The sequence below is a fragment of the Streptomyces sirii genome, assembly GCF_045690365.1.
Classification (GTDB): Bacteria; Actinomycetota; Actinomycetes; order Streptomycetales; family Streptomycetaceae; genus Streptomyces; species Streptomyces sirii.
In genome coordinates this window covers 4,928,464-4,953,455 of the sequence record NZ_CP147982.1, presented here as the reverse complement: position 1 = coordinate 4,953,455, position 24,992 = coordinate 4,928,464, and the positions used below count along the sequence as shown (strand labels likewise).

The following is a 24,992-nucleotide window of genomic DNA, read 5'->3' as shown; positions in this document are numbered from 1 at the left end:
GCTGCGCGGTGGGGGGACACGCCCTGGGGGTGTCCCCTAGGCGGCGCGCAGGGACTTCCAGGTCTGTGGACCGACGACCCCGTCGGGCAGGAGGCCCCGCACGTCCTGGAAGTGCGCCACCCAGCTCTCGGTCTGCGGGCCGAAGTCGCCGTCGCCGTCCAGCACGCTGCGGCCGCTCCAGTAGTTGATCAGGCACTGGATCTCCCTGACCCCGTCGCCCGTGTCGCCGCGCCGCGTGATGGCCTGGCCGTCGTAGTAGCCGCAGTGGCCGCGGACTTGCTGCGGTGCGGCGGCGGGCACCGGGGACGCGGCCGGGGCGGCGGCGTGGGCGGCGGTGGGTGCCGTGGCCAGCAGCAGGCCGGCCGCTACGGAAAGAGCGGCGGCGCGGGAACGCGGACCCCTGGGCATCGGAAGATCTCCTTCTCCTTCGAACACCGTGCCTGCCGTGCGGACCGTCTTCCGCGGCGGGCCCGGCGGGACCGGCCAGGGCGGCGCGGCAGCCGCAGTCAGGTTTGGCCCGCGCGGTGCCCGGCCATGCGCGCGCCCCGCGGAATCCGCCCCTATGAGTGACGGCGTGGCCCCGTCGCTACGGCCGGGCGGCGCACGCCGCCAGCAGGCTCTCGGCGGCGCTGCGGGCGTGCCGGGCCGCGTCGGGCTCGCCCGAGACGGCGGCGGCGGTGATCGCACCGTCGACCAGCAGCGCCAACTGGCCCGCCAGGGGGGCGGGCTGGCGGACCGGGACGGCCTGGACCAGCTCGGTCAGGTAGGACAGCAGCGCCCGCTTGTGCTCCCGGGCGACCTGGCCGACCCCGTCGGAGACGGCCCCCAGCTCACCGAACGCGTTGATGAACGCGCAGCCGCGGAAGTCCGGCGCGCGGAACCAGTCGTGCAGCCAGTCGAAGACCGCGAGCGGCCGCTTCGCGGGATCGTCGGCGTGCTCGGTGACGTAGGCGGCGAGGGCGGCGCGCCAGCGCTCGTCGCGTCGGCGCAGATACGCCTCGACGAGGTCGTGCTTGGCGGGGAAGCACTGGTAGAGGCGCTTGAGCGACACCCCGGCGGCGGCGCGGAGTTCGTCCATGCCGACGGCCTGGATACCGCGGTCGTAGAACAGCTTCTCCGCGGCGTCGAGTATCCGCGTCCGGGCTTGGGCGCGGGCCTCGTCGTGGTCCATGACACCTCCGTGGCTCTTCGGCGCGGCTTTTCAGGAGAACGGTCGTTCTCTACACTAGCCGACCAGGGAGGGAACGACCGTTCTCCTTCACCCCGAGACAGTCCCGCCGAGGGCCGAGAGAAGCCCCACCCAAGACAGGGAGCCCGCCATGGCACCACGCCCCCCGTTCCCCCCGTTCGACGAGCCGAGCGCACTACAGAAGGTGCAGGCCGCCGAGGACGCCTGGAACACCCGCGATCCGGAGCGGGTCGCCCTCGCCTACACCGAGGACTCGATCTGGCGGAACCGCGACACCTTCCTCACCGGCCGGGGCGAGATCGTGGCGTTCCTGCGCCGGAAGTGGGCCAGGGAGCTGGACTACGCGCTGCGCAAGGAGCTGTGGTCCTACAGCGGCAACCGCATCGCGGTGCGCTTCCAGTACGAGAGCCGCGACGCGGACGGCCAGTGGTGGCGCAGCTACGGCAACGAGCTGTGGGAGTTCGACGAGGAGGGGCTGATGCGTCGCCGGGAGGCTGGCATCCACGATGTCGCGATCACGGCGGCGGAGCGGCGGATCTTCGGCCCGCGACCGGAGGCCGAGCGGGGTCGACTCCTCCCCTTCCGCTGACCGGCCATCCGGAGCCGGCACCTCATCAGGATTCCGGAGGTGCCGGCTCCGGATGTTTTCCACAGCCGCCGCCCCAACTCCTGTGCATGCGGGCCGAGTCGGAGTATCTTGGAATAACCGTTCCAAGATGAGTTGCGGGAGGTTTCCGCAGCGCGAGACGAGCAGGCCGCCATGCCCGACATCAAGCACTTCAACCCCGACATCGTGCTCGACGACGCTCTCCAGATCTTCTGGCGCCAGGGCCTGCCCACCACCGGAATCCAGACCCTGGTGACCGCGACCGGAGTCAGCCGCTCCAGCCTCTATGCGACCTTCGGCAACAAGGACGGTCTCTACGCAGCGGCGCTGGGCCGCTATATAGAGCAGCACTCGACGCCGGCCTTCGCCCGGCTCTCGTCGGCGGGCTCCGGCCTTACGGCCGTCGAGGAGTTCTTCAGCGGGCTGATCGGCATCCGCTGCGCCGGCCCGGTCGCCGGCTGGGGCTGCATGGTCACCAACGCCTACGCCGGTCCCGAGTGCGCCGATCCCGATATCCGCGGCCTGCTCGAAGAGCATCACGGCGCACTCCGGTCGGCCATGCGATCGGCCCTGGAATCCGCCGCCGAACTGGACCAACTCCAGCCGTCCACCGACCTCGACGACGCCGCCGCGGTGCTGGCGACCCTCGCGTACGGCGTCAATCTGCGCTCCCGCGCCGGCGCCGACGCCCGGTCCCTGACCGACACGGTTTCCGCCGCCCTCGCCCCGCTGCGCGCCCGTCCCTCACCCCAGGAGCAACCCTGCCCATGAGCCTCAACGACGAACTCACCGCGTTCTTCCGCGCCGGCTACCCCGAATTGCCGGCCGCCGCCCGCGCCGTGATGGAGCGCGCCGCCCGCGATCTCGGCGTGGTGCTGCTGGAGGGCGCGCAGGGCCAGATTGCAGAAGGGGCACCAGGCGCCGCGGTACCGAGAAGCACTCCCTGGCCTTCGACGTCCTCAGCGACCTCGGCTCGGACACCGCCAAGAGTTACGGCCTCGCCTTCGACCTGACCGACGAACTGGCCGCCGTCTACGACTCCTTCGGCTTCGACCTGCAGCGCGTCAACGGCGGCCACCCCCGCACGCTGCCGATACCGGCCACCTACGTCATCGACCGCGACGCCACCATCCGCTGGGCCTTCATCGACACCGACTACGTCGCCCGCGCCGAGCCCTCCGACATCCTGGCCGCCCTCGACGCACTACCGTCCGCACACTGATTCCGCCGGCGCTCCGGCCGCTCCCTAACGGCGATCTGACGGCGACAGGATCCCCTGTGGCGCGCCTACGGGCCGGTGCGCCAACTCGCCGCCATCCCCCCATAGGCCCCCGCGCGCCAGGGCGCTATGGTCGTTTTTCCAGGAACGTTACGGGGGAGGACAGCCGCCGATGGCACAGGACGATGCCGTGATCGGCTGTACGGGAGTGCTGCTGATCGGCACTCGCGGGGCTGCCGGCCCCGGTGAGGTCCTGGTGCGGATCAGAGGTGGTTCGGAGGCCTTTCTCGCCTGGTCCGCCCAGCCCCTTCCGGTAGGGGCGACCGTGCTCGTGACCGAGTCCCGTGGCCATCGCCAGGTCGACGTCATGGAGTGGGCCGATCCGTTGGACGCGTTGACCGGCGATGCCGGCGACGCTTGTTGAGGAGACACAGGATGTTCGGTTATCGCGTTCCCTCCCCCGATCAAGCCATGCTGATCTCGGGTGGCAGGCGTGGACATGGGGGCGCGCCGTTTCGAGTGGTGACCGGCCACGGCAAGTTCGTGCTCCCGGTCTTCCGCAAGGTCCGCTTTCTCACCCTGGGGTTGTGTGAGGCCGAGGTGGCCGAGCGGTGCGTGACCCGGCAGGGCATCACCCTCACGGTCCGCGCCGTGATCGCCTTCAAGGTCGGCAACGACACCGAGAGCATCGTCAACGCCGGTCAGCGCTTCCTGTCCGACCAGGACCAGATGTCGATCCTGACCGGCCGCATCTTCGCCGGTCATCTGCGCTCCATCATCGGTTCGATGACGGTCGAGGAGATCGTCACCGAGCGGCAGAAGCTGGCCACCGAGGTCCTGGAGACCTCCAAGACCGAGATGGCCAAGATCGGTCTGATCGTGGACTCCCTCCAGATCCAGTCGATCGACGACGGCGACACCGGCTACATCGAGGCGATGTCCGCCCCGCACAAGGCGGCCATCCAGCGCCAGGCGCAGATCGCGCAGGCCCAGGCCACCCAGGCATCGGTCGAGGCGCAGCAGGAGGCCGCGCGCAATCAGGCCGAGTACTCCCGGCAGACCGCCGTGGTCCAGGCCGAGTACACCGCCGAGGTGGACCGCGCCCAGGCCCACGCCGCCCAGGCCGGCCCGCTCGCCCAGGCGCATGCGCAGCAGGAAGTCCTCGCCGCGCAGACCGAGCTGGCCGAGCGCCGCGCCCGGCTGCGCCAGCAGGAACTGGTCGCCGAGGTGGTCAAGCCCGCCGAGGCCGAGGCCGAGCGCATCAAGCTGCTGGCCATGGCCGAGGCCGAGCGGATGAAGATCCAGGCCGAGGCCGCCGCCTCCTACGACCGGGTCGCCCTGGACCGGATGCTCATCGACCAGCTCCCGCAGATCGTCAAGGAGGCCTCCGCGGGCCTGGCCAACGCCAACGTCAACGTCCTCAACGGCACCGACGGCCTCGGTGAGATCGCCGCCGGCCTGGTCGGCCAGGGCCTGACCATCCTCGACTCCGTCCGCCGCAACCTCGGCACCCCCGAGAAGACCGACACCGCCGCGTCCCCCAACGGCCAGGGTCCCAGCGGCCGCGTCGAGATCGAGTAGCCCGCGCCGAGAGACGTCCGGTGGGTCGTGTCCGTTGCGGCCCCGGGCCCACCGGAGACGGCCTCAGGGCGTGTCCATACCGCCCCGGCCCCGCTGCCGTTCCTCCTGCGCGTGCCGGTGGCGGGCCCAGGCGACCAGGTGGTTGAGGACGGAGACGGTGGTGGCGATGTCGGCGTCGTCGAAACCGTCGAGCGCCTCGTGGAGACCGGCCTGGCTGGTGTGCTGGAGGCGCTGGAGGACGGCCTTGCCGTGCGGGGTGATGGCGACCTGGCGGGCGCGCCGGTCGAGCGAGTCCGGGGTGCGTTCGACCAGGTTCTGGGACTCCAACTGGCCTATCTGACGGGTGACATGAGGGGGCTCTACCATCAGCAGGTCGGCCAGGTCGCCGACCCTGCTGACCCCTCCGCTGTCCTCCAGGGCCATCAGCAACCACAGGTCGGAGCGTGCCGCCGTGACGCCCGCCTTGGTCGCCTGGCGTTCGTGCGCCCGGGATCGGGTGAGCAGGTAGGACAGCGTGGCCAGCACTCTCTGCAGTGCGGCGGTGGGGTCCTGGTCTCTTCCGGGCTCCTGCATGCAGGCACTTTAGCCGCCCCGGTGACCACGGGAACGCGATGCTCCGGGCACGCTCCGTACGCCTCCCCGCTCGCTTTGAGCCAACCTCACGGCGGCCGTGAACGCCCCTTTCCGGGCCCGCTCAGGGTGAGTTAACGTGACGTCACTTCGTTGCTTAACTTAGGTAACTAATTACGTCGGCCCACGGCCATGGGCCGCCCCTGCCCGGCCGCACAGGACCATCGAGGAGTGGCGCCACCCGCACACCGTTCACCACGGCAGTGCCGTGTCCCGATCGCGGAAGGACCAGCCGCATGACGACCGCAGAACGCACCGAGGCCCAGCGCGACGCCGGCCCCGGCGAGGGCCCCGCCGCCCTCACCCTCCCGGCCACGCGGGCCGGCGGCTGCCCCTTCGATCCGGCACCCGGAGTCGAACGCGCCCGCCGCGAGGAGCCCGTCACCCGGGCGACGCTGTGGGACGGCTCCTCCTGTTGGCTGGTGACCCGGTACGAGGACGTACGGGCGGTGCTCGCCGACCCGCGGTTCAGCGCCGACGCGACCCGCCCCGGATTCCCCTTCCTCACCGCCGGCGCCCGGGAGTTGTTCGCCAAGACCCCGGCCTTCATCCGCACGGACGACCCCGAGCACGCACGGCAGCGCCGGATGCTCACCGCCGACTTCATGATCAAGAAGATGGAGGCGATGCGCCCCGAGGTGCAGCGCATCGCCGACGAACTGCTCGACCGGATGACCGAGGGCCGCGACGCGGCCGACCTCGTGGCCGAGTTCGCGCTGCCGCTGCCGTCCCTGGTCATCTGCCTGCTGCTCGGCGTCCCGTATGAGGACCACGGCTTCTTCCAGGAGCGCAGCCGGATCCTGCTCAATCTCGGCTCGGCACCCGAGGCCGTACGCACCGCGCAGGAGGATCTGCAGCGCTATCTGAGCGAGCTCGCCGAGTCCAAGCGGCAGACCCCGGACGGCGGGATCGTCAGCCGGCTGGTCGAGCGCGGAGAGCTCGACGACGCCGAAATCGCCTCCATGGGGCGGCTGTTACTGATCGCCGGCCATGAGACCACCGCGAACATGACCGCGCTGTCCACCCTCACCCTGCTGCGCAACCCCGCCCAACTGGCGCGACTGCGCCAGGACCCGTCGCTGATCAAGGGCGCCGTCGAGGAGCTGCTGCGCTATCTGACGATCGTCCACAACGGCCTGCCGCGGGTGGCCACCGAGGACATCACCGTCGGCGGCGCCACCATCCGCGCCGGCGAGGGCGTGCTGTGCACGATCAACACCGCCAACCGCGACGAGGACGTCTTCCCCGACGGTGCCGTGCTCGACGTCGGCCGCGACGCCCGCCGCCATGTCGCCTTCGGCTTCGGCGTCCACCAGTGCCTGGGGCAGCCGCTGGCCCGGGTGGAACTGCAGATCGCCCTCGAAACGCTGCTGCGCCGGCTACCGGAACTGCGGCTGGCCGTGCCCTTCGAGGACGTCCCGTTCCGCCACGACATGGGGATCTACGGGGTGCACGCCCTCCCGGTCGCCTGGTGAACGGACCTCAGGCCGCGTAGCCGAAACGCCGAACCGGAACCCCGGGAACCCGGAACCCGAAGGCCACAAGCCGCGGACCCCGGGCTCCGGAAGCCGGATCCCGACCCCCGGCCCTCGACATCTCGGCTCCGCTCGGCGATCTGGCACGCGAAGATCAGGCCCCCGAAATGCGCCACCCGACATCCGCCACCCGACACCCAACTACGGGGAGAACCATGCGCGTCCACATCGACCAGGACAAGTGCTGCGGCGCCGGAAGCTGTGTGCTGTCGGCACCCGACGTGTTCGACCAGCGTGACGAGGACGGCATCGTCGTCCTCGTCGACGCCGAACCGCCGGCCGAGCTGCACGACGCGGTACGCGAGGCGGCGGCGCTCTGCCCCGCGGCCGCGATCACGACGGAGCAGACCGAGCGGGTGTAGCCGCCGCCCGCGGGGGCCTCGGCCCGGCGCGCCCGCAGGCGTCGCCACCGAGGCCCCGCACGCCCCTCCCGCACGCCCTCCGCGGACCCTACGGCCGCGGCGCCGGCCCGTCCGCGACCAGGCCGTCCGCGACCAGGCCGTCCAGCACCGCCTCCCCCAGCGCCTGCACCGCGGACTGGGGACGCACCATCACCGTGAACTCCTTGATCAGGCCCGCCTCGTCGAACTGCAGCAGATCGATGCCGTGGATCTGCTTGCCCCGCACGGTGGCCCGGAAGATCAGGATCGCCGAGTCGGCGGAGCCGCCCGCCGCACCGGCCGCCGTCTCCGCGCTGCCGGCCAGCTCACCCACGTAGTGGAAGTCCTCGAAGGTGCGCAGCAGCACCCCGAACAGCCCGAGGACCATCGGCCGCCCCTCGAAGGGCTTGAACTTCACCGGGCTGTACAGCCGGATGTCCTCGGTGAACAGCTCCTCCAGCGCGCCGAGTTCGCCCGCCTCCACCGCCGCCTTGAACCGCTCCGCGGTGGCCTGCCCGGTCCGCGCCCCGGTCGTCATGGTTGTCCCCTCTCGCCGCTTCCTAGTCATGGATATGATTAGTCATATTCTTGAGTATGGGAAGAGCGGAGAAGGGGCGACCCGGGGCGATGGCTCTCAAGCACGCGGTGCTGGCGGCACTGCTGGACGGCGAGTACAGCGGCTACCAGCTGGCCAAGGCGTTCGACGTCGGCGTCGCCAACTTCTGGCACGCACTGCCGCAGCAGCTCTACGCCGAGCTGACCAGGCTGGAGGCGGCGGGGCTGGTCGGCGGCCGGCAGGTGGTGCAGGAGACCCGGCCCAACAAGCGGCTGTTCCATGTCACCGACGAGGGCCTGGCCGAGCTGGAGCGGTTCGCGGCGGCCACCTCCAAGCCGTCGTTCATCCGCGACGATCTGCTGGTGAAGGTGCAGGCCGTGGACCGGGTCGACGCCGCGCCGGTGATCGAGCAGCTCGACGAGCGGGCCCGGACCGCCGCCGCCAAGGTCGAGATCTTCGAGAAGCTGCTGGCCCGGCTGCGCGGCGAGCGGGACGAGTCGGAGTTCCTGGCCCACGGCGCGCGCATCGGCCCGTATCTGACCTGTCTGCGTGGCCTCGCCTTCGAACGGGAGACCCGGGACTGGTGCGAGCGGATCGCGGGCGTCCTCAGGGAGCGCAGCGCGGTGCGCCGACAGCACCGGGGCGGCGCGTAGTTGATCACCCCGGACCGGCGTCTCGTACAGCGCTCGACGGATCGATTCGCCGGCACCCCTTCGTGTGACGGGCCACATCACCGGGCTCGGGCATGGGCAGCTCCCTTCCGCACAGCTACCGGAAACGGAAGGAATGTCCCCATGCGTCCACGCCGCGCCACCACCGTCGCCGCCACCGCCCTCGGCGCCCTCGCACTCGCACTGTCCCTGCCCGCCTCCTCGGCCGGCGCCGCCACCGGCACCTTCACCTACGTCTACGAGGACCTGGGCGGGGGCCCGCACCTGGGCGTGCTGCCCGACCCGCCCAGCCGGGAGTGCATCACCCTCCCTGAGGTCGCGCCCGAATTCGTCCCGCCCGCGCACTCGCCCCGCAACGACACCGGCTCCACCGCCACGGTCTTCACCGGCGCCCACTGCGACGGCGACCACTTCACTCTCCGGCCGAACGGCGGCCACGCCTCCGAGCGGCTGAAGCTCCGCTCGGTGGTCTTCTCCTAGGCGCCCAGATCCTCCGCTTCGGCCGGCGACCGGCCGAAGCGGAGGGTGGTCCTGGCAGGGGTAGGCACAGCGTGCCCAGGTTGAACAGGGCACTGGTTAGGACAACCGGAACGCCGGATTCTCGATGGCATGACCCACACCTCTGTCTCCGCGTACGCCGCGCCCGCCCCCAACGCTCCACTGGAGCGGATCACGATTCCGCGCCGCGAGCTGGGTGCCCACGACATCCTGATAGAGATCAAGTACGCCGGCATCTGCCACTCCGACATCCACACCGTGCGCGCCGAGTGGGGCGACGGCGGGAACTTCCCGATCGTCCCCGGCCATGAGATCGCCGGTGTGGTCGCCGAGGTCGGCGCCGAGGTCAGCCGCTACCGGGCGGGCGACCGCGTCGGCGTCGGCTGCTTCGTCGACTCCTGCCGGGAGTGCGAGAACTGCCGGTCCGGCCTGCAGCAGTACTGCACCGGCGAGCTCGGCAACGTCGGTACGTACAACGCGACCGGCCGGGACGGCGAGCCCACCTACGGCGGCTACTCCACGCACCTCGTCGTCGACGAGAACTACGCGCTGCGCATCCCCGACGGCATCCCGCTGGACGCCGCGGCCCCGCTGCTGTGCGCGGGCATCACCCTCTACTCCCCCCTCGCCCACTGGAAGGCCGGTCCGGGCAAGCGGGTCGCCGTCGTCGGACTGGGCGGCCTCGGCCACATGGGCGTGAAGATCGCGCATGCGATGGGCGCCGAGGTCACCGTGCTGAGCCAGTCGCTGCGCAAGAAGGACGACGGCCTGCGGCTGGGCGCGGACCACTACTACGCGACCTCCGACCCGGCCACGTTCGAGGCGCTGGCGGGCACCTTCGACCTGATCGTCAACACCGTCTCGGCCGACCTGGACCTGAACGCCTACCTGGGTCTGCTGCGCACCGACGGCACCCTGGTCCAGGTCGGGGCGCCCGAACGGCCGCTTCCGGTCGCGCCGTTCGCGCTGATCCCGGGGCGGAAGTCGCTGGCCGGGTCGATGATCGGCGGCATCCCCGAGACGCAGGAGATGCTCGACTTCTGCGGTGCGCACGGGCTGGCCGCGGACATCGAGGTGATCAGCGCGGACCGGATCAACGAGGCGTACGAGCGGGTGCTGGCGAGCGATGTGCGCTACCGCTTCGTGATCGACACCGCCACGATCTGACCGCCCGTCCCCCGCCGTTCCGGCCAGACTCCCCGTGCGAGACTGCCCGAAGGAGCGCTCGCCGCGCCCGTCCCGGCCCCTTCTGGGTGCCGGGGCGGCCCGCTGAGCCGGGCCCCGAAAGATTCTCGCCGCCGCCCGGCAACCCCCGGGTCCGCCGCACGTCGTGACGGGTGAAGGGCGCCATCTGGCGCTGCCCGTCGAAGAACGTGGAGCAGCCGACCGTGAAGCACATCCGCACTTCCCGCCTCCCCCGCGCCGTTTCGCCGTACGCGGCCGATGCCGCCCCACGGCGCACCGCCCGCCCCGCCGTCCGCCCCGCGCTGCGCCGTGCGGCCGGCGCCGGGCTGCTCGCGGCGCTGGCGTTCACCGCGCTGTCGGCCGCGGGCACCGCGCACGCCGACGACCGCACGCCCAAGCCGCAGCACACCCGGCCGGGGCAGGCCACCCCGTCGCCCGCGCCGCGTCCGACCGACGGCGGTGCGCGGCCGACGCCCGCCCCGGACACCAGCGTCAGCCCGTCCCCCAGCGCCCGGCCCAGCTCGCCCACCGACCCCCGGCCGTCCGCCTCGCCCAGCCTCCCGGGGCCGCGGCCGAGCAGCACCGCCTCGCCCCGCCCCAGCGCCGAGCCGTCCAAGGCCCCCCAGCGCGGCGAGGGTCGCGGGAGCGGCAGGCAACTCGCGCACACCGGCGCCTCGTCCGCGACCACGATGGCCTTCGGCGGCGGCGCCGCGGCACTGATCGCCGCGGGCGGCGGCACGGTCTACGCCGTCCGGCGCCGGCGCGGCTGAGCCGCCGCCCGGCCGCCCGTCCCGAGGAACACATGGAGTACTCCGTCGGCCCGCACAGCGCCCCGGTACGGTTCGCCCTGCCGGGGCCCCGGCACGCCCTGTGGCGGTGGCTGCTGCGCGGCGCCCGCCCGGCGGCCGTCCACCGCGAGGCACCGCAGCGCACCGGGCCCTTCGCCCAGCGGCCCGGGGACGGCCACCCGCCGTACGGGCACCGCCCGCCCGACGACGCCACCGCCCCGCCGCCCGACCCCCGCCCCACGATCAGCGAGCTCTACCACGCGCAACGGCTCGCCATGGTCCGGCTGGCCGTACTGCTCGTCGACGACCGCGCCACCGCCGAGGACGTCGTCCAGGACGCCTTCGCCGCGCTCTACAAGCGGCACGGCGACCAGCTCGGCGAGGTCGACAACGCGCCGGCCTATCTGCGCACCGCGGTCGTCAACGCCGCCCGCTCGGTGCTGCGGCGCCGGCGCACCGCGCGCGACTACACCCCGCCGTACGAGGCCGACGCGCCGTCCGCGGAGGAGCGGATCGTGCTGGACGAGGAGCACCGCGAGGTGCTCGCCGCGCTGAGCGGGCTGACCGCCCGGCGCCGCGAGGTCCTCGTACTGCGCTACTGGTGCGATCTGACGGAGGCTCAGATCGCGACGACGCTGGGCATCAGCCGCGGCGCGGTGAAATCCCTCGCCAGCCGCGCCCTGGACGCACTGGAGAAGACCTTGGAGGCGCGGTCATGAACGGCCCCGGCACGGAGCCCGAACGGCGCGTCGAGGAGCGGCTGCGGCGGGCCTTCGCGGCCCGCGCGGACAGCATCGGCGCCCGGGATCTGCGGCCCGCCGCGCCCCCGGGACCGCCGCTGCGCCGCGGCCGGCCGACCGGCCCGCAGCGGCCCTGGCTGCGCCGCTTCGGCCTGCCCCTGGCGGCTGCCGCCGCGGCCGCCGCCGTCGCGCTCGGCTATCTGGCGACCGCCCCGGACGGCCCGCCGGTCCGCCCCGCGCCCCCCGCCACCTCGCCGAGCCCCGTCCCCACCCCGTCCCCGTCGCGCAGCGCCGCGCCCCCCGAGCCGTCGACGCGCGACACGCCGACGGGCCCGGGCCGCTCCGCGAGCCCCTCCGGCGCCCCGTCGCCCGGCGCCGACCCCGCACGCCCGCCCGGGCGCGCCCCCAGCGCCACCCCCACACCCCCTAGGGGCGGCCGCCCGATGGAGAGCACCCGGCCGCCCTCCTCGGCGACCCCGTCGGCCACCCCCGACCCGAGCAACTCCCCCTCGCCCTCGTCGCCTTGACGGCCCCGGCCGGGGACACGGCCGGTGCGGGGCGCCGGCGCCCGGCGGCGGGCGGCCCCGCGCGTCGGCGCTCCGGCACCCGCCCGTCCCCGGGCGAGCGTTAGCGGCGCGTTAGCCGATCACCAGCGCCCGCGCCGAAGGTCGTATGCAGCCACCGTCCCGGGGGGAGTCCCATATGCCGCCCATCACCGCCGTCACCGCCCGCCGGGCGTTCGCCGCGGGCCTGACCGCCACCGCCGCGCTGGCGCTCACCGCCGGCTGCCACGACGGCTACGGCACCCGGGCCGACGCGCCGGCCACCGCGGTGTCCCCGGCCCCCGCCCCGCCCGCCCCGCCGGACGGCGGCGACCGGCCCGGCCCCGGCGGACGGGTCGCCTGTACGCCGGAGATGCTCCGCTTCCACGCGGGCGCGCTGCCCCACCCCGCCCACCGCATGCTGCTGACGGTCACCAACGACTCCGACCGGACCTGCGACTTCGCCGCCCAGGGCTACCCCCTGCTGCGCTTCGGCGACGACCGGCAGCCGGCGATCCCCGCGATCGAGGACAGCCGGCCACCGTCCGTGGTCACCCTCGCGCCCCACGCGACCGCGTACGCCGCGATCACCACCTCGGCGGGCGGCGGCCCGCACTTCGGAGGGGGCCGGGGCGGCCGGAAGATCTCCCAGTTCGGTGTCGCGCTGGCCGCCCGCGCCCACCCCACCCAGGTCGGCCTGGACGACCGCGCCCCGGTCCCCGTCGACCCGCACACCGCCAAGGTCACCTACTGGCAGGCGAGCCTGGCGGCGGCCCGTAAGTGGTGACAGGGTCCGGAAGCGGCTGCGGGCGCCGGCGCGGAACGGGGCGCGCCCGACGGGGCGGGGCGCGCCGTAGTCCGTTCGGGTCGCATCCGGCCATATCCCCCGGAGTGTCGCCCGCCAATGATCCAAATTTGCCGCCAATGATCCTTTTGCACTGCTGCGGCATGGCTGCGCCTGGTGCCGCTCGCCCGGTAGGCTTTCCGTGTGATCTTCAAGCGCATCGGAAATGGGCGGCCGTACCCCGACCACGGCCGGGAGAGCACCCGCCAGTGGGCGGATGTCGCCCCGCGCCCGGTACGCCTCGACCAGTTGGTGACCACCAAGCAGCAGCTCGATCTCGAAACGCTGCTCGCCGAGGACTCGACGTTCTACGGCGACCTCTTCGCGCACGTCGTGAAGTGGGGCGGCGACCTCTATCTGGAGGACGGCCTGCACCGCGCGGTGCGCGCCGCGCTCCAGCAGCGCCAGGTGCTGCACGCCCGCGTCCTCGAACTGGACTGACGCTCCCCACGCCGCCACCGGTACGCGTACGCCTGCCGGCAGGCGGCCCACCGGTGAGCGGCCCACCGGCAAGCACCGATGGGCCGCCCGACTCAGCCGTGGATCACGGCATCTGGATCCAGGGGCTGCGCGGGATCACATTGTGCGTGGACCCCACGCCACGGAGCCGCGCCACCACGGTGTAATCGCCGGCCGACTTCGGCTCCCAGTCGAATCCCTTGATGGTGTACTTGTTCACCTTGCCCTTGGGGCAGGGCCGCTTGGCCGCCTTGTAGACCGTGCTGCCACTGCCCGCCTTGAGGACGTTGAACTCCACCTCGCACTTGTCGTGCTTGGCGGGCAGCCAGACGCGCGCGTAGGCGCGCAGGAGCCCCCGCCCCGGCTTGCTGACGCACGACTGCCAGTAGTAGATCTTGTTGTTGTGCTCGTGGGTGTTGGAGTAGTCGTAGCAGCCGCCCTTGCCTCCGGCGTAGGCCGCCGGCGCCAGGGTCAATCCGGTCAGGGACACGGCCGCACACAGCGTTCCCACCGTGGCGGACTTGAGCATCTTCACGTTCTTGTTTCCCCGCATTAGGCGTACTGGGGGCAGGAAAGAGCCCCCTGAAGTGGTCATGACAAGCCTAACTTCCCCTGTGGCACCCCGGACCACCCTCCGTCCGAATTGATCCTTTTGGGTTGGGTCTTGCGCCACGCGTTGATCATTTAGTAGGCACGGACCGCCGTCCGCACTACGCTGCGCCCATGAGCATGCTGACGCCTCCAGGCATGGGCGGTAAGAAGTACCGCGTCACGGGCGACAGGTATCCGCGGATGCGCCGTCCCCGGCACCGTCGCCGGATCGTCCTCACCCTCGTCGCGACCGTCTGTGCCCTCGGTCTGATCGGCTGGGGCACGCTGCAGCTCATCGACGTCTTCGGCGGCAAGGGCGACACCGCCCAGGCCTCCCCGGGCAAGAAGCACTGCCAGGACAGCGGCCGGGCGAACGGGGCGCAGGCCAGGTCCGCGGTGCGGAAGCCGCCCGCGCCCGGCACCCTGACCGTCAATGTCTTCAACGCCACCCAGCGCTCCGGTCTCGCCAAGCGCACCGCCGACGAGCTCAAGAAGCGCGGCTTCAAGATCGGAAAGGTGGGCAACGCCCCGGCCGCCTACGACAAGAAGGTCAAGGGCGCCGGGATACTGCTCGGCCCCAGGGCGGCGGTCGACGGCCCGCTGAAGGTGCTGGCCACCCAGCTCGCCGGCGCCCAGCAGAAGACCGACGACCGCAAGAGCGCCGAGCTCGACCTGATCCTCGGCGACGCCTTCAAGGACCTGGCCACCCAGCAGGCCGCCGCCAAGTCCCTGTCCGTGCTGTCCCACCCGTCCCCCGCCCCCGCCGAGGACACCTGCTGAGCGCATGCGAGCGGGCCCCGCACCGAACGTGGTGCGGGGCCCGACAGTGAGCAGAGAGGGTAGGCGCTCGCTCAGCCGGCGGTGCCGTACATCCGGTCGCCCGCGTCGCCGAGGCCCGGCACGATGTAGCGGTCCTCGTTCAGCCGCTCGTCGACGGCCGCGGTGACCACCGTCACCGGCGTCCCGGCCAGCTCCTTCTCCATGACCTCGACGCCCTCCGGCGCGGCCAGCAGGCAGATCGCCGTGACGTCGTCCGCACCGCGCTTGATCAGCTCGCGGATCGCCGCGACCAGCGTGCCGCCGGTGGCCAGCATCGGGTCGACGACGTACACCTGCCGCCCCGAGAGGTCGTCGGGCATCCGCGTGGCATACGTATGCGCCTCGTACGTCTCCTCGTTGCGCACCATGCCCATGAAGCCGACCTCGGCGGTGGGCAGCAGCCGGACCATGCCGTCCAGCATGCCCAGACCGGCCCGCAGGATCGGTACGACCATGGGGCGCGGATGCGACAGCCGCACGCCGGTGGTCGCGGTGACCGGGGTCTCGATGTCGACCTGCTCGGTGCGCACATCACGGGTGGCCTCGTAGGCGAGCAGGGTGACCAGCTCGTCGGCGAGCCGCCGGAAGGTGGGGGAGTCAGTGCGCTTGTCGCGCAGTGTGGTGAGTTTGTGCGCCACCAGCGGGTGGTCGACAACATTCAAGCGCACAATTTCCTCCAGGGGGTCTGATCTGCAACAACGGCCGCAGGAGCGACCCAACCACCCAAGGCTACCGGCGGCGGCGCAAGGTTGGCTTCCGTGGTGACCGCGCACCAGGTCAGGCTGTCCGCCCCAACGGGGGGAGGTCCTTGCGGTCGGTTTTCCATCGAAGTCTGAGCGGCGCCAGGGTCCTCTACCGTGTCGCGTCATGACAGTTCTGATCATCGGCGGCAGCGGGTTCCTGGGCACTGAGCTGGTCCGCCAGGCGGGAGCAGCGGGGCACGCGACGGCTGCGACCTTCGCAACCAGGCCCGGCAAGGCTTCGGACGTCGGGTCTGCGGGCCGGCAGCGCGCTTCCCGGGGCTCTCGACGTTCGCCTCGACAGCCACGCGACGCAACAAAGGCTCCGCACCGGGACCCTCGGCCTGACGGCCAACGTCCCGACACTTGTCGAGCAGTTGAGAGCCCAGGCGTCTATAGACGCTCCGGAAAGGCACAGGTCAAACGAGGTGTCCTGTGCGCCAGACGCACATTTTCACGCGGTCTTCCGGTACAGCTCCCATCCGATCGGCGTCCTGTCCGTGACGTCGAGCGAGGCCTTGACGACCGAGGACGGCCCCCAACCGCCACGCCCCGATGACCATCGGCAGTAACCGAGCCGGCGGGCCCCGACGCCCGCCGTGCGGCGCCCGGCTGCCGGCCACGGTCACCCGGCCCGGCTGGCATGACCCCGCGAAAAGGAGGGAAAGTGGGCACGTACGCCCGATCGGCCGTCCCGTCATCGGGCGAAACATCGCGCCCAAGGTGGTGTGCAGCGTGCCCGACCGCAAGCGGACCGACGACACGAACGATGCCGTCCACGGCGATCCGGGGCCGGCGTCCGGCGCCGAGCCGGGCGACGGGAGCGCGGCGGCGCGCCGACGGCGCCGCGCACAATTCCTCCGTGAACTGCACGAGGCCAAGGAGCTGCGCGACCGCGTCCAGCCGCGCCGGGTCCGGGCCGAACGCATGCGTATGGCCATGCGGATGCGCACATTCCGCTGGTAGCGGAGACCGTTCCGCCGGTAGCGGAAATCCGTCGCGCACCCGCCCGCGCTGCGGCACGTGAGCGACATCTCGCACACCTCCGCACGACGCAGCGTCGAAGACCCCGCGCGAACGCCATGTTTCTGCCACGATTCCGAAGGGGCGGGACCACCGGCGTGCACGCCGCCCCGCCCCGGCCCGGCACGCCTATGACCAGTGGGAGAGTCACGGTGTACTTCGCCGCACTGCTCGCGCGCACCGAAGACGGGTGGGAAGCGAGCGATACGGAGCTCGACGATGTGGAAACGCTGACCGATCTGGCCGATCTGGCCCGAGAGGCGGCGGTGGACGACGACACGGTGGTGGCCTTGGTCGAGCAGGAGGACGCCTGGTTCGGCGTCATCCGGCTGGACGGGGACGACGACCCCCGCGTCTTCATCTCCAACGCCGCCGTGGCGGCCCGGAGCTCGTACGGTGCGATGCTGACCGACGAGCTGCTCGGCCGCGACAAGGACGTCGAGGACGAACTCGCAAGCCTCGACCTGGACGGCACGGAGGACGGCGAACCCGAGACGCAGCAGGGCGAGGACGAGGCGGACACCCCCGTCCCGGCCGGCCCGCTCGGTGACGCCCGACTCCTGGAGGACCTCGGCATCGGGGAGAAGGAACTGCTCATCCTCGACGGCGACGCCCTGGGTGCGATCGCCGAGGCCCTCGGCTGCACGGACATCCTGGAGGCCGTCCGGTAGCCCCGTCACCGACACTGGGGGGCATGAGCGCCCCCCAGTCCGATCCGCTGCACGGTTCCCCCTCCTCGCCCGCGCCCGACCCGCTGCGCGATCCCTGGGTCGCACCGATGCGGCAGGCACTTCAGGAGGCCGCCCGCGCCCCCGGGACCGGTGACGTCCCGGTGGGCGCTGTCGTGCTGTCCGCGGACGGCAGGGTGCTGGGCACCGGCCACAACGAACGCGAGGCCACCGGCGACCCCACCGCGCACGCCGAGATCCTCGCGCTGCGGGCAGCCGCCCGCACCCTCCGGGAGGAAGCCGTGCGCACCGGGTCCTCCGCCGCGCGGTCCGCGGAGGACGCAGGCCCGGGCGGGAGCCCGTCGGGCCGGTGGCGGCTGACCGGCTGCACCCTCGTCGTCACCCTCGAACCCTGCACGATGTGCGCCGGCGCCCTCGTCCTCTCCCGCGTCGACCGCGTCGTCTACGGCGCCCGCGACGCCAAGGCGGGCGCGGCCGGCTCCCTGTGGGACGTCGTCCGCGACCGGCGTCTCAACCACCGCCCCGAGGTCGTCACCGGCGTCCTCGAAGCCGAGTGCGCCGCTCAACTCACCGCGTTCTTCCGCGACCGCTGACCGGCGGCCCGGGCCCCGCGCACAGGCGCTCCACGCCTTCCGGGGAATCCGATTTCGGCGCACGGCCACCCGTGGGCTAAGCTCTCTCTCGGTAGCGTGTCCGAGCGGCCGAAGGAGCGCGCCTCGAAAGCGCGTGAGGGGGCAACTCCTCCGTGGGTTCAAATCCCACCGCTACCGCTCGAAAACGAAGGCCCCGATCCCACTGGGATCGGGGCCTTCGTCATGTCCGGGCCCGCGGGGCCTCAGCGGGTCGCCTCGGCTAGGCGTCGCGCCGTCGGCTCACCGCGCGGCGCACGAAGCGGACGAGCAGCCAGATCACCACGATCATGACGATCAGGAAGACGACGAACAGCACGATCAGGAAGATGCCGAGCTTCTTGAAGAAGCCCTTCTTCTTCTTGACCTTCGACTTCCACTTGCCCTTCTTGGACTTGAAGGCCTTCTTGTAGTGCGTGGCCTGATGCACGCCGTGGTGCGCGGTGTGGTGGCGGTACGAGGCGGCCTGCGCGGGAGTCTCGGCGGCGCCGGACGCCTCGGCGGCGCGGCTCACCGTGCTCGTGGCGGCGGCCGCCCGTACGGCCTCCCCGGCGCCGCGGCCGACCGCCGCCGCGGGCGCGACGGCCGCGGCCAGCAGGCCGATCAGCAGCGCCAGTACGACGGTGGGCCGCGCGGGGCTCGACGGGCGGCGACGCGCCGGGACGGGCGGGTGGCCGGTCCGGTACGACGGATCGGACTCGGGCCGTGCGGAGTTCATGGGCATTCTGGGTCCCCCCTCGGGTCATGCGTCCCGCCATTATGGTCGGGGGGAGCGGAGTCGGGGGACGGCCGCTCCCCCCGACACGGACCGAACCCCAAAGTCCACGCCGTGTCAGGGGGGCGAACGGCGCGGACCCCGCAGTGAGGCCCTGGTCCCGGGCCCGGGAATTCCTGCCAGATCCACTGGGCCACTCACTCATGGTGCTCCCCAAATGCGGCTCAACAGGCTGACAAAGGGCCTCCTTTGGCGGGCCTTTGGTCCATAAAGTCCGGATCAGTACCCCGGTCCCAACGCCGTCGCGACTCCCACGGTCGAACACGTGTGGTTACACTCACCCGACTGCAACCGGGAACCACCGGGACTGCCGTAGGGGACTGCCGTAGGGGAGACGGGACTGATGGCACAGGCGAAGAAGATCGCGATGTACCTGATCATCGTCTTCGTGCTGTACACGATCATCACGTCCCCACAACGGGCCGCCGCCCTGGTCCAGATAGGCTTCGAGGGCATCTCGTCCGCCGCTCAGGGCGTCGGCGAGTTCATGACCCAGCTGATCAAGTAGGGGTCCGCCGCACCGCCGGACGGCCCCGGCGATCGCCCGTCGTACGGAGGCCCCCGTGATCCGCCACCTGGTCCTGTTCAAGCTCAATGACGACGTCGCCCGCGACGAGGAGCGGGTGCGAGCCGGCGTCCGCGCGTTCGAGGCCCTCAAGGACGAGATCCCGGAAGTGGAGTTCTGGGAGTGCGCCTGGAACATCACCGACCGCCCGATCGCCTACGACTACGCGATCAACACGGCCGTGGCCGACGCGGGCGCCCTCAAGCGCTACCTGGAGCACCCGGCCCACCAGGCAGCCGCCGCCCAGTGGCGCGAATTCGCCACCTGGGTGATCGCCGACTACGAATTCTGATCCGCACACCTCCCCGTACGCCGTACGCCGAGCCCCTCGCCCCACCGGGCGGGGGGCTTTGCCGTACCCCACCCCGGGTACGCCACCCGCCCGCCCCGCGCGCCTCCCCCAAGGCCCGCTCCGACCACCCAACTCTCTGTTCAACACGGCGTTATGAGGTCCTTGCACACCGTGCATCTGTCTTGTAATGCTATGACCGCTTTTGCCGGATTCGTGCACTGTGAGCACCGTGAAAGGGTGGCGTGACCGTGACGGCCCGTACTGCCCCCAAGGCTCCATCCCGCGAGAGCCGTAGCGCGGACACGCGGGCGCTCACCCAAGTACTGTTCGCCGAACTGGCGGACCTGGAACCCGGCACTCCCGAGCACACCCGCGTCCGCGCCGCGCTGATCGAGGCCAATCTGCCGCTGGTCCGCTACGCCGCGGCGCGCTTCCGCAGCCGCAACGAGCCGATGGAGGACGTCATCCAGGTCGGCACGATCGGCCTGATCAACGCGATCGACCGGTTCGATCCGGACCGGGGCGTGCAGTTCCCGACCTTCGCGATGCCCACCGTCGTCGGCGAGATCAAACGCTACTTTCGAGACAATGTCCGTACGGTCCATGTGCCGCGCCGCCTCCACGAGCTGTGGGTGCAGGTCAACGGCGCCACCGAGGACCTGACGGTGCTGCACGGGCGCTCCCCCACCACCGCCGAGATCGCCGAGCGGCTGAAGATCGGCGAGGACGAGGTGCTGGCCTGCCTGCGGGCCGGCCGGTCGTACCACGCGACGTCACTGGAGGCCGCACAGGAGGGCGACGGCCTCCCCGGCCTGCTGGACCGCCTCGGCTACGAGGACCCGGAGCTGGCCGGCGTCGAGCACCGCGACCTCGTACGCCACCTCCTCGTCCAGCTCCCCGAACGCGAGCAACGGATCCTTCTGCTGCGTTACTACAGCAATCTGACGCAGTCACAGATCAGTGCCGAACTGGGGGTGTCGCAGATGCACGTGTCACGGCTACTGTCGCGGAGCTTCGCCCGCCTGCGATCCGCAAACAGGATCGACACATAACCGGGACGGACGACCCGTTCCTGCGCAGATATGTCGACATGGCGCTACAGCGTGTTGCCGACATGTGACATTCTGCAGGAACCGCGTTTGCCGTAGCGCTGCCTCCGGTATTCAGGTGGAGGTATCACTCCTCGGTCCACCCCGGGCCGGGGACGCCGCAGCGACCCGTCCGCGACCTCAAGGGGGTGGCATGTCCGTAGAACTGGGCAGCTCGAAGGTGCTTTCCGCGATTCCCGCGCCCGCGCCGCACGTGCACGACGACGACGCCATCAACACCCGCACGCTCTCCCGCTCCCTGTTCCTGCGGCTGGCCTCGCTCGACAAGGACTGCGTGGAGCGTACGTACGTCCGTGACACGCTCATCGAGCTCAACCTCCCGCTCGTGCGCTACGCGGCGGCTCGCTTCCGCAGCCGCAACGAGCCGATGGAGGACATCGTCCAGGTCGGCACCATCGGCCTGATCAAGGCGATCGACCGTTTCGACTGCGAACGCGGGGTGGAATTCCCGACGTTCGCGATGCCGACCGTCGTCGGCGAGATCAAGCGCTTCTTCCGCGACACGTCATGGTCGGTGCGGGTTCCGCGCCGGCTCCAGGAGCTCCGGCTCGCCCTCACCAAGGCCAGCGACGAGCTCTCGCAGAAGCTGGACCGCTCCCCGACCGTCCCCGAACTGGCCATGTGCCTGGGGGTGTCGGAGGAGGACGTGGTCGACGGTCTGGCCGTCGGCAACGCCTACACCGCCTCCTCGCTCGACTCCCCGTCTCCCGAGGACGACGGTGGCGAGGGCTCCCTGGCGGACCGCCTGGGCTACGAGGACAGCGCCCTGGAGGGCGTGGAGTACCGCGAGTCCCTCAAGCCCCTGCTGGCCAAACTCCCGGCCCGTGAGCGCCAGATCATCATGCTGCGCTTCTTCGCCAACATGACGCAGTCCCAGATCGGCGAGGAGGTCGGCATCTCCCAGATGCACGTCTCCCGTCTGCTCACCCGCACCCTTTCGCAGCTGCGCGAGGGCCTGATCTCCGACTGAGGAACGGTCCGCCGAGGGGCAGCCGTTCAGATGCTCCGCGCCGCTCGGCGGACAGTTGCAGGACCTTCGCGGGCAGTCGCAGGACCTCGCGAGGCGACCCGTACAGCTGACGCATCCTCGACCTATACAGCTGACGCATCGTCAGTAACACTGTCCCGATGCGACGGACGACAACGACTTACGCCTCGGCCTCGGCGGCCGTGCTGTGTCTGGGTGTCCTGCTCACCGGCTGCGCGGGCGCGGCCGAAGAAGGCTATGCCGCGGTGGGCGCGGCAGGCCCCGCCGACGGGCACGCGCCGGTCAGGCCCGTACCTCCACGGGACGGCGTCGAACTGACCCCTCTGGACGGCCACGAGGCCGCCACGGAACACGGAACGCGCGAAGGCCGCGACAGGGACGGCGGCGCCACCCGCCCCGACCGCCCGGCTCCCACCCCCGGCAGCTCCCCCGGCCCCTCCCGTTCCGCCGCACCATCCCCGCCCTCCGGCACGGACGGCACGCCCGCACCCAACTCGCCCTCCCCGTCGGGCACATCCGCACCATCGCACGACTCTCCCGCGCCCAAGCCGCCCTCGCCCACCGTCCCCGCCGGCCCGGGCGCCCCCGCCGACCTCCTCGTCGGCAAGCCGGGCCTCGCCGACACCGATGTCCGCTGGTGCGAGAAGGTGCGTATCGACTTCCTCAACACCGGCGACCGCTCCGTCACCTCCGGCACGGTCACCTTCGGCTCCCACGTCATCGGCGCGCTCGGCATCGACTGGGCCACGCTCACCTCCAGCCACCGGCTCCCGCTGCCGCTCGCCCCCGGCGAGCGCAAGGCCGGCACCTGGCGGGTGTGCGTCGACGCCTGGCGGGTGCCGATGGGCATGCACCTCGACACCAAGGACGTGGCCTTCGTCTGGAAGTGACGGCGGGCGCTCCGGTGTGGATCGGCGGGAACTGGTGGTGACCGGCGCGGGCCGGTGGGCGTGCCGCACGGACCGTGTTCGCCCCACGGGCCGCCACAACCCGTTCGGCGAACACCGATGACTTCCGCGCGCCGCCACGGTCAATACACACAGTGGCCCGTCCCGACACGAGGCCGGCCCGCAGACGACGCCAGGAGAGCGCCATGCCCAAGATCACGCCCAACCTCTGGTTCGACACCCAGGGCAAGGAGGCCGCCGAGTTCTACTGCTCGGTGTTCCCGAACTCGAGGATCAAGAACGTCACCCACTACAACGAGGCGGGCCCGCGCCCGGCCGGCACCGTACTGACCGTGGAATTCGAGCTCGACGGCCAGGAGTACGTCGCCATCAACGGCGGCCCGGAGTTCACCTTCACCGAGGCGATCTCGCTGCAGATCGACTGCGCCGACCAGGACGAGATCGACTACTACTGGGCCAAGCTCTCCGAGGGCGGCGAGGAGGGCCCCTGCGGCTGGCTGAAGGACAGGTACGGCCTGTCCTGGCAGGTCGCGCCGGGCGGTATGGCGGAGCTGCTCAACGACCCGGACCAGGAGCGCGCGGCCCGCGCCATGAAGGCGATGTTCGGCATGAAGAAGATCGACATCGCGGCACTCCAGGCGGCGGCGGACGCGGCGTAGGTCTTCAGGTCCCGGCCGGACAGTCCGGCTCCACTCCTGTCGTGGTCCGAGCGGGGCGACCGTGCCCCCCGCTCGGACCACGAAGCGCCGACAAGAGACCGGCCCGGTGCTATTCCCCTGCCGAGGTGTAGGGCTGGAAGGCTGCCCGGACGGCGTCGGGCATCTCCTTCTTACCGCCGGCCACGGTATCGGTGAACACGTGCCGTACCTCGCCCTCCGCGATGAGCCGTTCGCCGACCTTGAACCTCGGGCACACGATCATGCTGGTCGTTCCGAGACGGGTGAGGGGCATCTCGATGTCGATCAGTTCGTCGTAGCGTGCCCCCTGGCGATAGCGGATCCGCGCCTCCGCCACGACCAGGTCGGTTCCCCCCTCGACCATGGACGCGTAGCCGCCCGTGACTTCGCGCCACAGCTCCGTCATCGCCACGTCGTAATAGAAGAGGTAGTGCCCGTTGAACACCACGTTCTGCTGGTCACACTCGCTGTAGCGCACCCGCAGTCGGTGCGTGAACAACTTGGTCATGGGCGGGATCGTAGCCATCTCTCGCACTGACGACCGAGGTTCTGCAGAAGGTCACCCGAGGCCCGGGACTCCCGGCCCGGGCCGGCCGTGAGTGGAGGCTTCCAGCCCCAGGCGGTGATCATCCCGGGGGCGAGGCCGGCGGACCGCGGCGAGGACAGATCGCTCAGGGCCCGGTCGATCTGCGCGTCGTCCACCCGTCCCGTCGCCAGCATGGCCGCCCGCGACCGCTCCCAGGTGTCGGCCCAGAAGCGGTTGATCGGGCTGCCGGGGACCAACGGGGGGACGTGGATCTCGGCGGCCACGGACCGCAGGCCCTCCTCCAGCAGGAGCCGGGGGTAGTCCGGCACCCAGGAGATGTCCGTACCGATGGTCTCCCGCAGCCCCTGCCACAACGCCCGCATCACGGCGGTGAACGGGGAGGCCGGCGCGTCGGCGGTCGTCAGGTCGACGGCGTCGCTGAGCACCAGCACTCCCCCGGGGACGAGCAGTGAGCCGAGCACGGAGATCAGGCGACGCCAGGACCGCAGATGCATCAGCACGAAGCGGGCGTGCACGAGGTGGAAGCGGCCCGGGTCGAAGCCCGGCGCCGTGATGTCGGCGGTCTGCGCCACCAGTCCCGGGGTGTGGTCGGCGACGAGGAACCGGGTGTCACGGTCCACGGCGAGGACGGACGTGACCTGCGCCGACTCCAGCAGCCACCGCGCGAGGGTGCCGGTGCCCGCGCCCACGTCCAGGCAGTGCCAGCCGGGGCCGACGCCCAGCGCCGTCAGCCGCGCGACGCTCACCTCGTCGTAGGCGAGCGCTCCCAGATCGATGCGCTCGGCCTCGCCGCTCTCTCCCGGACGGAACACCTCTTCGCCGTAGCGCCCGGAATCCGTACGCCGCACAGTCTCAGTATGCGCGGGCCCCCGCCGGCCGGCCGAGCGTCCACCCAGCAAGCCCTCAGGTGCAGCTCCGCCATAGTTGCGCCATGGCCTCGACGACTATTCAGGTACGGCGGGAGACCCGTGATCACCTGGCTCAGCTCGCGAAGGAACGTCCGGGCCGTTCGGGGCTCCGCAACGTGATCATCCTCGACACCAGTGCCGTCAAGGCGCTCGCCGACGGACACAAGGCGCTGAACCTGCGACTTCCCCGGAATGCTCGGCTTCCACTGACCGGTCTCCGGATCTATGAGCCCTCGGAGGGGCGGCGAGTTGCTCGACCACTCTGGCGAGCTGCTCGACGCGGGAATCACTGCGGGACGCGCGGCGAG

The 24,992-nt window shown here is 71.5% G+C and carries 34 protein-coding genes, 1 tRNA gene and 1 pseudogene; 27 read left to right on the top strand and 9 right to left on the bottom strand.

The genetic code is table 11. The features are described from left to right. Window positions 1–36: 36 nt before the first annotated feature. A complete protein-coding gene (locus tag WAB15_RS22340; RefSeq protein WP_399145602.1) occupies window positions 37–408 on the bottom strand; it encodes a peptidoglycan-binding protein in 372 nt (123 codons plus the stop codon). Window positions 409–586: 178 nt separating this feature from the next. Continuing rightward, entirely contained in the window at window positions 587–1,171 is a 585-nt protein-coding gene (locus WAB15_RS22335; protein ID WP_407287327.1) for a TetR/AcrR family transcriptional regulator, read from the bottom strand. A gap of 148 nt (window positions 1,172–1,319) precedes the next feature. Here WAB15_RS22335 and WAB15_RS22330 point away from each other — a divergent pair, with 148 nt between their 5' ends. The 5 genes from WAB15_RS22330 (at window position 1,320) to WAB15_RS22310 (ending at window position 4,596) form a co-directional block, all read left to right on the top strand. After that, complete coding sequence (locus tag WAB15_RS22330; protein WP_407287326.1) at window positions 1,320–1,778, top strand: nuclear transport factor 2 family protein; 459 nt, start codon at window positions 1,320–1,322, stop codon at window positions 1,776–1,778. A 171-nt stretch (window positions 1,779–1,949) separates the two neighbouring features. Next, entirely contained in the window at window positions 1,950–2,567 is a 618-nt protein-coding gene (locus WAB15_RS22325; RefSeq protein ID WP_407287325.1) for a TetR/AcrR family transcriptional regulator, read from the top strand. Next, complete coding sequence (locus WAB15_RS22320; protein ID WP_407287324.1) at window positions 2,564–2,809, top strand: hypothetical protein; 246 nt, start codon at window positions 2,564–2,566, stop codon at window positions 2,807–2,809. Before WAB15_RS22325 ends, WAB15_RS22320 begins: the two co-directional genes overlap by 4 nt. 378 nt (window positions 2,810–3,187) lie before the next feature. Beyond that, window positions 3,188–3,439: a hypothetical protein gene (locus WAB15_RS22315; protein WP_399145607.1), complete on the top strand. Its 252-nt coding sequence runs from the start codon at window positions 3,188–3,190 to the stop codon at window positions 3,437–3,439. Between the two features lie 11 nt (window positions 3,440–3,450). Continuing rightward, window positions 3,451–4,596 carry a flotillin family protein gene (locus tag WAB15_RS22310; protein ID WP_399145608.1) on the top strand — a complete coding sequence of 382 codons (1,146 nt, stop codon included), beginning with the start codon at window positions 3,451–3,453 and terminating at the stop codon, window positions 4,594–4,596. Window positions 4,597–4,659: 63 nt separating this feature from the next. Here WAB15_RS22310 and WAB15_RS22305 read toward each other — a convergent pair whose 3' ends face one another. Continuing rightward, the gene (locus WAB15_RS22305) at window positions 4,660–5,169 is read right to left on the bottom strand and encodes a MarR family winged helix-turn-helix transcriptional regulator (RefSeq protein ID WP_399145610.1); all 510 of its coding nucleotides are present in this window, start codon (window positions 5,167–5,169) and stop codon (window positions 4,660–4,662) included. A 293-nt stretch (window positions 5,170–5,462) separates the two neighbouring features. Here WAB15_RS22305 and WAB15_RS22300 point away from each other — a divergent pair, with 293 nt between their 5' ends. Both WAB15_RS22300 and WAB15_RS22295 read left to right on the top strand, forming a co-directional pair. Further along, the gene (locus tag WAB15_RS22300; protein ID WP_399145611.1) at window positions 5,463–6,701 is read left to right on the top strand and encodes a cytochrome P450; all 1,239 of its coding nucleotides are present in this window, start codon (window positions 5,463–5,465) and stop codon (window positions 6,699–6,701) included. Window positions 6,702–6,916: 215 nt separating this feature from the next. Further along, the gene (locus WAB15_RS22295) at window positions 6,917–7,123 is read left to right on the top strand and encodes a ferredoxin (RefSeq protein ID WP_399145612.1); all 207 of its coding nucleotides are present in this window, start codon (window positions 6,917–6,919) and stop codon (window positions 7,121–7,123) included. A gap of 88 nt (window positions 7,124–7,211) precedes the next feature. On the opposite strand, the gene WAB15_RS22290 is transcribed toward WAB15_RS22295, so the two are convergent. Next, complete coding sequence (locus WAB15_RS22290; protein WP_407287323.1) at window positions 7,212–7,679, bottom strand: nuclear transport factor 2 family protein; 468 nt, start codon at window positions 7,677–7,679, stop codon at window positions 7,212–7,214. A gap of 89 nt (window positions 7,680–7,768) precedes the next feature. Between WAB15_RS22290 and WAB15_RS22285 the strand changes: the two genes are divergently transcribed. From WAB15_RS22285 to WAB15_RS22250, 8 genes are all read left to right on the top strand, one after another. Then, window positions 7,769–8,350 carry a PadR family transcriptional regulator gene (locus WAB15_RS22285; protein WP_407287322.1) on the top strand — a complete coding sequence of 194 codons (582 nt, stop codon included), beginning with the start codon at window positions 7,769–7,771 and terminating at the stop codon, window positions 8,348–8,350. A 141-nt stretch (window positions 8,351–8,491) separates the two neighbouring features. Further along, complete coding sequence (locus tag WAB15_RS22280) at window positions 8,492–8,848, top strand: hypothetical protein (protein WP_407287321.1); 357 nt, start codon at window positions 8,492–8,494, stop codon at window positions 8,846–8,848. A 129-nt stretch (window positions 8,849–8,977) separates the two neighbouring features. After that, complete coding sequence (locus tag WAB15_RS22275; RefSeq protein WP_407287320.1) at window positions 8,978–10,033, top strand: NAD(P)-dependent alcohol dehydrogenase; 1,056 nt, start codon at window positions 8,978–8,980, stop codon at window positions 10,031–10,033. Between the two features lie 170 nt (window positions 10,034–10,203). After that, window positions 10,204–10,821 (top strand): LAETG motif-containing sortase-dependent surface protein, encoded by a 618-nt coding sequence (locus WAB15_RS22270; RefSeq protein WP_407287319.1) that lies wholly within the window; start codon window positions 10,204–10,206, stop codon window positions 10,819–10,821. A gap of 32 nt (window positions 10,822–10,853) precedes the next feature. Next, a complete protein-coding gene (locus tag WAB15_RS22265; protein ID WP_407287318.1) occupies window positions 10,854–11,558 on the top strand; it encodes an RNA polymerase sigma factor in 705 nt (234 codons plus the stop codon). Continuing rightward, a complete protein-coding gene (locus WAB15_RS22260; RefSeq protein WP_407287317.1) occupies window positions 11,555–12,106 on the top strand; it encodes a hypothetical protein in 552 nt (183 codons plus the stop codon). The genes WAB15_RS22265 and WAB15_RS22260 overlap by 4 nt, the downstream gene beginning before the upstream one ends. Window positions 12,107–12,281: 175 nt before the next feature. Next, window positions 12,282–12,908, top strand: coding sequence for a DUF4232 domain-containing protein (locus WAB15_RS22255; RefSeq protein WP_407287316.1), 627 nt, complete (start codon window positions 12,282–12,284; stop codon window positions 12,906–12,908). 201 nt (window positions 12,909–13,109) lie between these two features. After that, entirely contained in the window at window positions 13,110–13,406 is a 297-nt protein-coding gene (locus WAB15_RS22250; RefSeq protein ID WP_362912149.1) for a type II toxin-antitoxin system VapB family antitoxin, read from the top strand. A gap of 103 nt (window positions 13,407–13,509) precedes the next feature. On the opposite strand, the gene WAB15_RS22245 is transcribed toward WAB15_RS22250, so the two are convergent. Continuing rightward, window positions 13,510–13,959, bottom strand: coding sequence for a hypothetical protein (locus WAB15_RS22245; protein WP_399145624.1), 450 nt, complete (start codon window positions 13,957–13,959; stop codon window positions 13,510–13,512). A gap of 188 nt (window positions 13,960–14,147) precedes the next feature. On the opposite strand from WAB15_RS22245, the gene WAB15_RS22240 reads away from it, so the two are divergent. After that, the gene (locus WAB15_RS22240; protein WP_399145625.1) at window positions 14,148–14,795 is read left to right on the top strand and encodes a LytR C-terminal domain-containing protein; all 648 of its coding nucleotides are present in this window, start codon (window positions 14,148–14,150) and stop codon (window positions 14,793–14,795) included. Between the two features lie 71 nt (window positions 14,796–14,866). Here the strand turns inward: WAB15_RS22240 and upp are convergent, their stop codons facing one another. Beyond that, entirely contained in the window at window positions 14,867–15,502 is a 636-nt protein-coding gene (upp, locus tag WAB15_RS22235; protein WP_399145626.1) for a uracil phosphoribosyltransferase, read from the bottom strand. Between the two features lie 199 nt (window positions 15,503–15,701). Here upp and WAB15_RS22230 point away from each other — a divergent pair. The 5 genes and pseudogenes from WAB15_RS22230 to WAB15_RS22210 all read left to right on the top strand — a co-directional run. Continuing rightward, window positions 15,702–15,809: pseudogene (locus WAB15_RS22230) on the top strand (dTDP-4-dehydrorhamnose reductase); the annotation flags it as partial. Window positions 15,810–16,309: 500 nt separating this feature from the next. After that, window positions 16,310–16,540 carry a hypothetical protein gene (locus WAB15_RS22225; protein ID WP_399145628.1) on the top strand — a complete coding sequence of 77 codons (231 nt, stop codon included), beginning with the start codon at window positions 16,310–16,312 and terminating at the stop codon, window positions 16,538–16,540. Between the two features lie 209 nt (window positions 16,541–16,749). Then, complete coding sequence (locus tag WAB15_RS22220; protein WP_407287315.1) at window positions 16,750–17,268, top strand: hypothetical protein; 519 nt, start codon at window positions 16,750–16,752, stop codon at window positions 17,266–17,268. Between the two features lie 23 nt (window positions 17,269–17,291). Further along, the gene (locus WAB15_RS22215) at window positions 17,292–17,879 is read left to right on the top strand and encodes a nucleoside deaminase (RefSeq protein ID WP_399145630.1); all 588 of its coding nucleotides are present in this window, start codon (window positions 17,292–17,294) and stop codon (window positions 17,877–17,879) included. A 90-nt stretch (window positions 17,880–17,969) separates the two neighbouring features. Further along, window positions 17,970–18,056: transfer RNA gene (locus WAB15_RS22210), tRNA-Ser, on the top strand. Window positions 18,057–18,138: 82 nt separating this feature from the next. Here the strand turns inward: WAB15_RS22210 and WAB15_RS22205 are convergent. Next, window positions 18,139–18,633: a hypothetical protein gene (locus tag WAB15_RS22205; protein WP_407287314.1), complete on the bottom strand. Its 495-nt coding sequence runs from the start codon at window positions 18,631–18,633 to the stop codon at window positions 18,139–18,141. 400 nt (window positions 18,634–19,033) lie between these two features. Here WAB15_RS22205 and WAB15_RS22200 point away from each other — a divergent pair, with 400 nt between their 5' ends. The 6 genes from WAB15_RS22200 to WAB15_RS22175 all read left to right on the top strand — a co-directional run bounded on the left by WAB15_RS22200 (window position 19,034) and on the right by WAB15_RS22175 (window position 23,211). Further along, window positions 19,034–19,198, top strand: a complete 165-nt coding sequence (locus WAB15_RS22200) for a hypothetical protein (RefSeq protein WP_399145632.1) — start codon at window positions 19,034–19,036, stop codon at window positions 19,196–19,198. 55 nt (window positions 19,199–19,253) lie between these two features. Further along, window positions 19,254–19,547, top strand: a complete 294-nt coding sequence (locus WAB15_RS22195; RefSeq protein WP_407287313.1) for a Dabb family protein — start codon at window positions 19,254–19,256, stop codon at window positions 19,545–19,547. 242 nt (window positions 19,548–19,789) lie between these two features. Then, window positions 19,790–20,599, top strand: a complete 810-nt coding sequence (locus WAB15_RS22190) for an RNA polymerase sigma factor SigF (RefSeq protein ID WP_384424516.1) — start codon at window positions 19,790–19,792, stop codon at window positions 20,597–20,599. Between the two features lie 190 nt (window positions 20,600–20,789). Beyond that, a complete protein-coding gene (locus WAB15_RS22185; RefSeq protein WP_407287312.1) occupies window positions 20,790–21,626 on the top strand; it encodes an RNA polymerase sigma factor SigF in 837 nt (278 codons plus the stop codon). 158 nt (window positions 21,627–21,784) lie between these two features. Further along, window positions 21,785–22,534 carry a hypothetical protein gene (locus tag WAB15_RS22180; protein ID WP_407287311.1) on the top strand — a complete coding sequence of 250 codons (750 nt, stop codon included), beginning with the start codon at window positions 21,785–21,787 and terminating at the stop codon, window positions 22,532–22,534. Window positions 22,535–22,737: 203 nt separating this feature from the next. After that, window positions 22,738–23,211, top strand: coding sequence for a VOC family protein (locus WAB15_RS22175; protein WP_407287310.1), 474 nt, complete (start codon window positions 22,738–22,740; stop codon window positions 23,209–23,211). A 109-nt stretch (window positions 23,212–23,320) separates the two neighbouring features. On the opposite strand, the gene WAB15_RS22170 is transcribed toward WAB15_RS22175, so the two are convergent. Both WAB15_RS22170 and WAB15_RS22165 read right to left on the bottom strand, forming a co-directional pair. Beyond that, window positions 23,321–23,737 carry an acyl-CoA thioesterase gene (locus tag WAB15_RS22170; protein ID WP_407287309.1) on the bottom strand — a complete coding sequence of 139 codons (417 nt, stop codon included), beginning with the start codon at window positions 23,735–23,737 and terminating at the stop codon, window positions 23,321–23,323. Further along, window positions 23,734–24,624, bottom strand: coding sequence for a class I SAM-dependent methyltransferase (locus WAB15_RS22165; protein ID WP_407287308.1), 891 nt, complete (start codon window positions 24,622–24,624; stop codon window positions 23,734–23,736). Before WAB15_RS22165 ends, WAB15_RS22170 begins: the two co-directional genes overlap by 4 nt. Between the last annotated feature and the right edge of the window lie 368 nt (window positions 24,625–24,992).

Coding starts and splice junctions, on each gene's coding strand:
- WAB15_RS22340 (WP_399145602.1), bottom strand. CDS start 408: ATGCCCAGGGGTCCGCGTTCCCGCGCCGCCGCTCTTTCCGTAGCGGCC.
- WAB15_RS22335 (WP_407287327.1), bottom strand. CDS start 1,171: ATGGACCACGACGAGGCCCGCGCCCAAGCCCGGACGCGGATACTCGAC.
- WAB15_RS22330 (WP_407287326.1), top strand. CDS start 1,320: ATGGCACCACGCCCCCCGTTCCCCCCGTTCGACGAGCCGAGCGCACTA.
- WAB15_RS22325 (WP_407287325.1), top strand. CDS start 1,950: ATGCCCGACATCAAGCACTTCAACCCCGACATCGTGCTCGACGACGCT.
- WAB15_RS22320 (WP_407287324.1), top strand. CDS start 2,564: ATGAGCCTCAACGACGAACTCACCGCGTTCTTCCGCGCCGGCTACCCC.
- WAB15_RS22315 (WP_399145607.1), top strand. CDS start 3,188: ATGGCACAGGACGATGCCGTGATCGGCTGTACGGGAGTGCTGCTGATC.
- WAB15_RS22310 (WP_399145608.1), top strand. CDS start 3,451: ATGTTCGGTTATCGCGTTCCCTCCCCCGATCAAGCCATGCTGATCTCG.
- WAB15_RS22305 (WP_399145610.1), bottom strand. CDS start 5,169: ATGCAGGAGCCCGGAAGAGACCAGGACCCCACCGCCGCACTGCAGAGA.
- WAB15_RS22300 (WP_399145611.1), top strand. CDS start 5,463: ATGACGACCGCAGAACGCACCGAGGCCCAGCGCGACGCCGGCCCCGGC.
- WAB15_RS22295 (WP_399145612.1), top strand. CDS start 6,917: ATGCGCGTCCACATCGACCAGGACAAGTGCTGCGGCGCCGGAAGCTGT.
- WAB15_RS22290 (WP_407287323.1), bottom strand. CDS start 7,679: ATGACGACCGGGGCGCGGACCGGGCAGGCCACCGCGGAGCGGTTCAAG.
- WAB15_RS22285 (WP_407287322.1), top strand. CDS start 7,769: ATGGCTCTCAAGCACGCGGTGCTGGCGGCACTGCTGGACGGCGAGTAC.
- WAB15_RS22280 (WP_407287321.1), top strand. CDS start 8,492: ATGCGTCCACGCCGCGCCACCACCGTCGCCGCCACCGCCCTCGGCGCC.
- WAB15_RS22275 (WP_407287320.1), top strand. CDS start 8,978: ATGACCCACACCTCTGTCTCCGCGTACGCCGCGCCCGCCCCCAACGCT.
- WAB15_RS22265 (WP_407287318.1), top strand. CDS start 10,854: ATGGAGTACTCCGTCGGCCCGCACAGCGCCCCGGTACGGTTCGCCCTG.
- WAB15_RS22260 (WP_407287317.1), top strand. CDS start 11,555: ATGAACGGCCCCGGCACGGAGCCCGAACGGCGCGTCGAGGAGCGGCTG.
- WAB15_RS22255 (WP_407287316.1), top strand. CDS start 12,282: ATGCCGCCCATCACCGCCGTCACCGCCCGCCGGGCGTTCGCCGCGGGC.
- WAB15_RS22240 (WP_399145625.1), top strand. CDS start 14,148: ATGAGCATGCTGACGCCTCCAGGCATGGGCGGTAAGAAGTACCGCGTC.
- WAB15_RS22215 (WP_399145630.1), top strand. CDS start 17,292: ATGAGCGCCCCCCAGTCCGATCCGCTGCACGGTTCCCCCTCCTCGCCC.
- WAB15_RS22205 (WP_407287314.1), bottom strand. CDS start 18,633: ATGAACTCCGCACGGCCCGAGTCCGATCCGTCGTACCGGACCGGCCAC.
- WAB15_RS22200 (WP_399145632.1), top strand. CDS start 19,034: ATGGCACAGGCGAAGAAGATCGCGATGTACCTGATCATCGTCTTCGTG.
- WAB15_RS22185 (WP_407287312.1), top strand. CDS start 20,790: ATGTCCGTAGAACTGGGCAGCTCGAAGGTGCTTTCCGCGATTCCCGCG.
- WAB15_RS22180 (WP_407287311.1), top strand. CDS start 21,785: ATGCGACGGACGACAACGACTTACGCCTCGGCCTCGGCGGCCGTGCTG.
- WAB15_RS22175 (WP_407287310.1), top strand. CDS start 22,738: ATGCCCAAGATCACGCCCAACCTCTGGTTCGACACCCAGGGCAAGGAG.
- WAB15_RS22170 (WP_407287309.1), bottom strand. CDS start 23,737: ATGACCAAGTTGTTCACGCACCGACTGCGGGTGCGCTACAGCGAGTGT.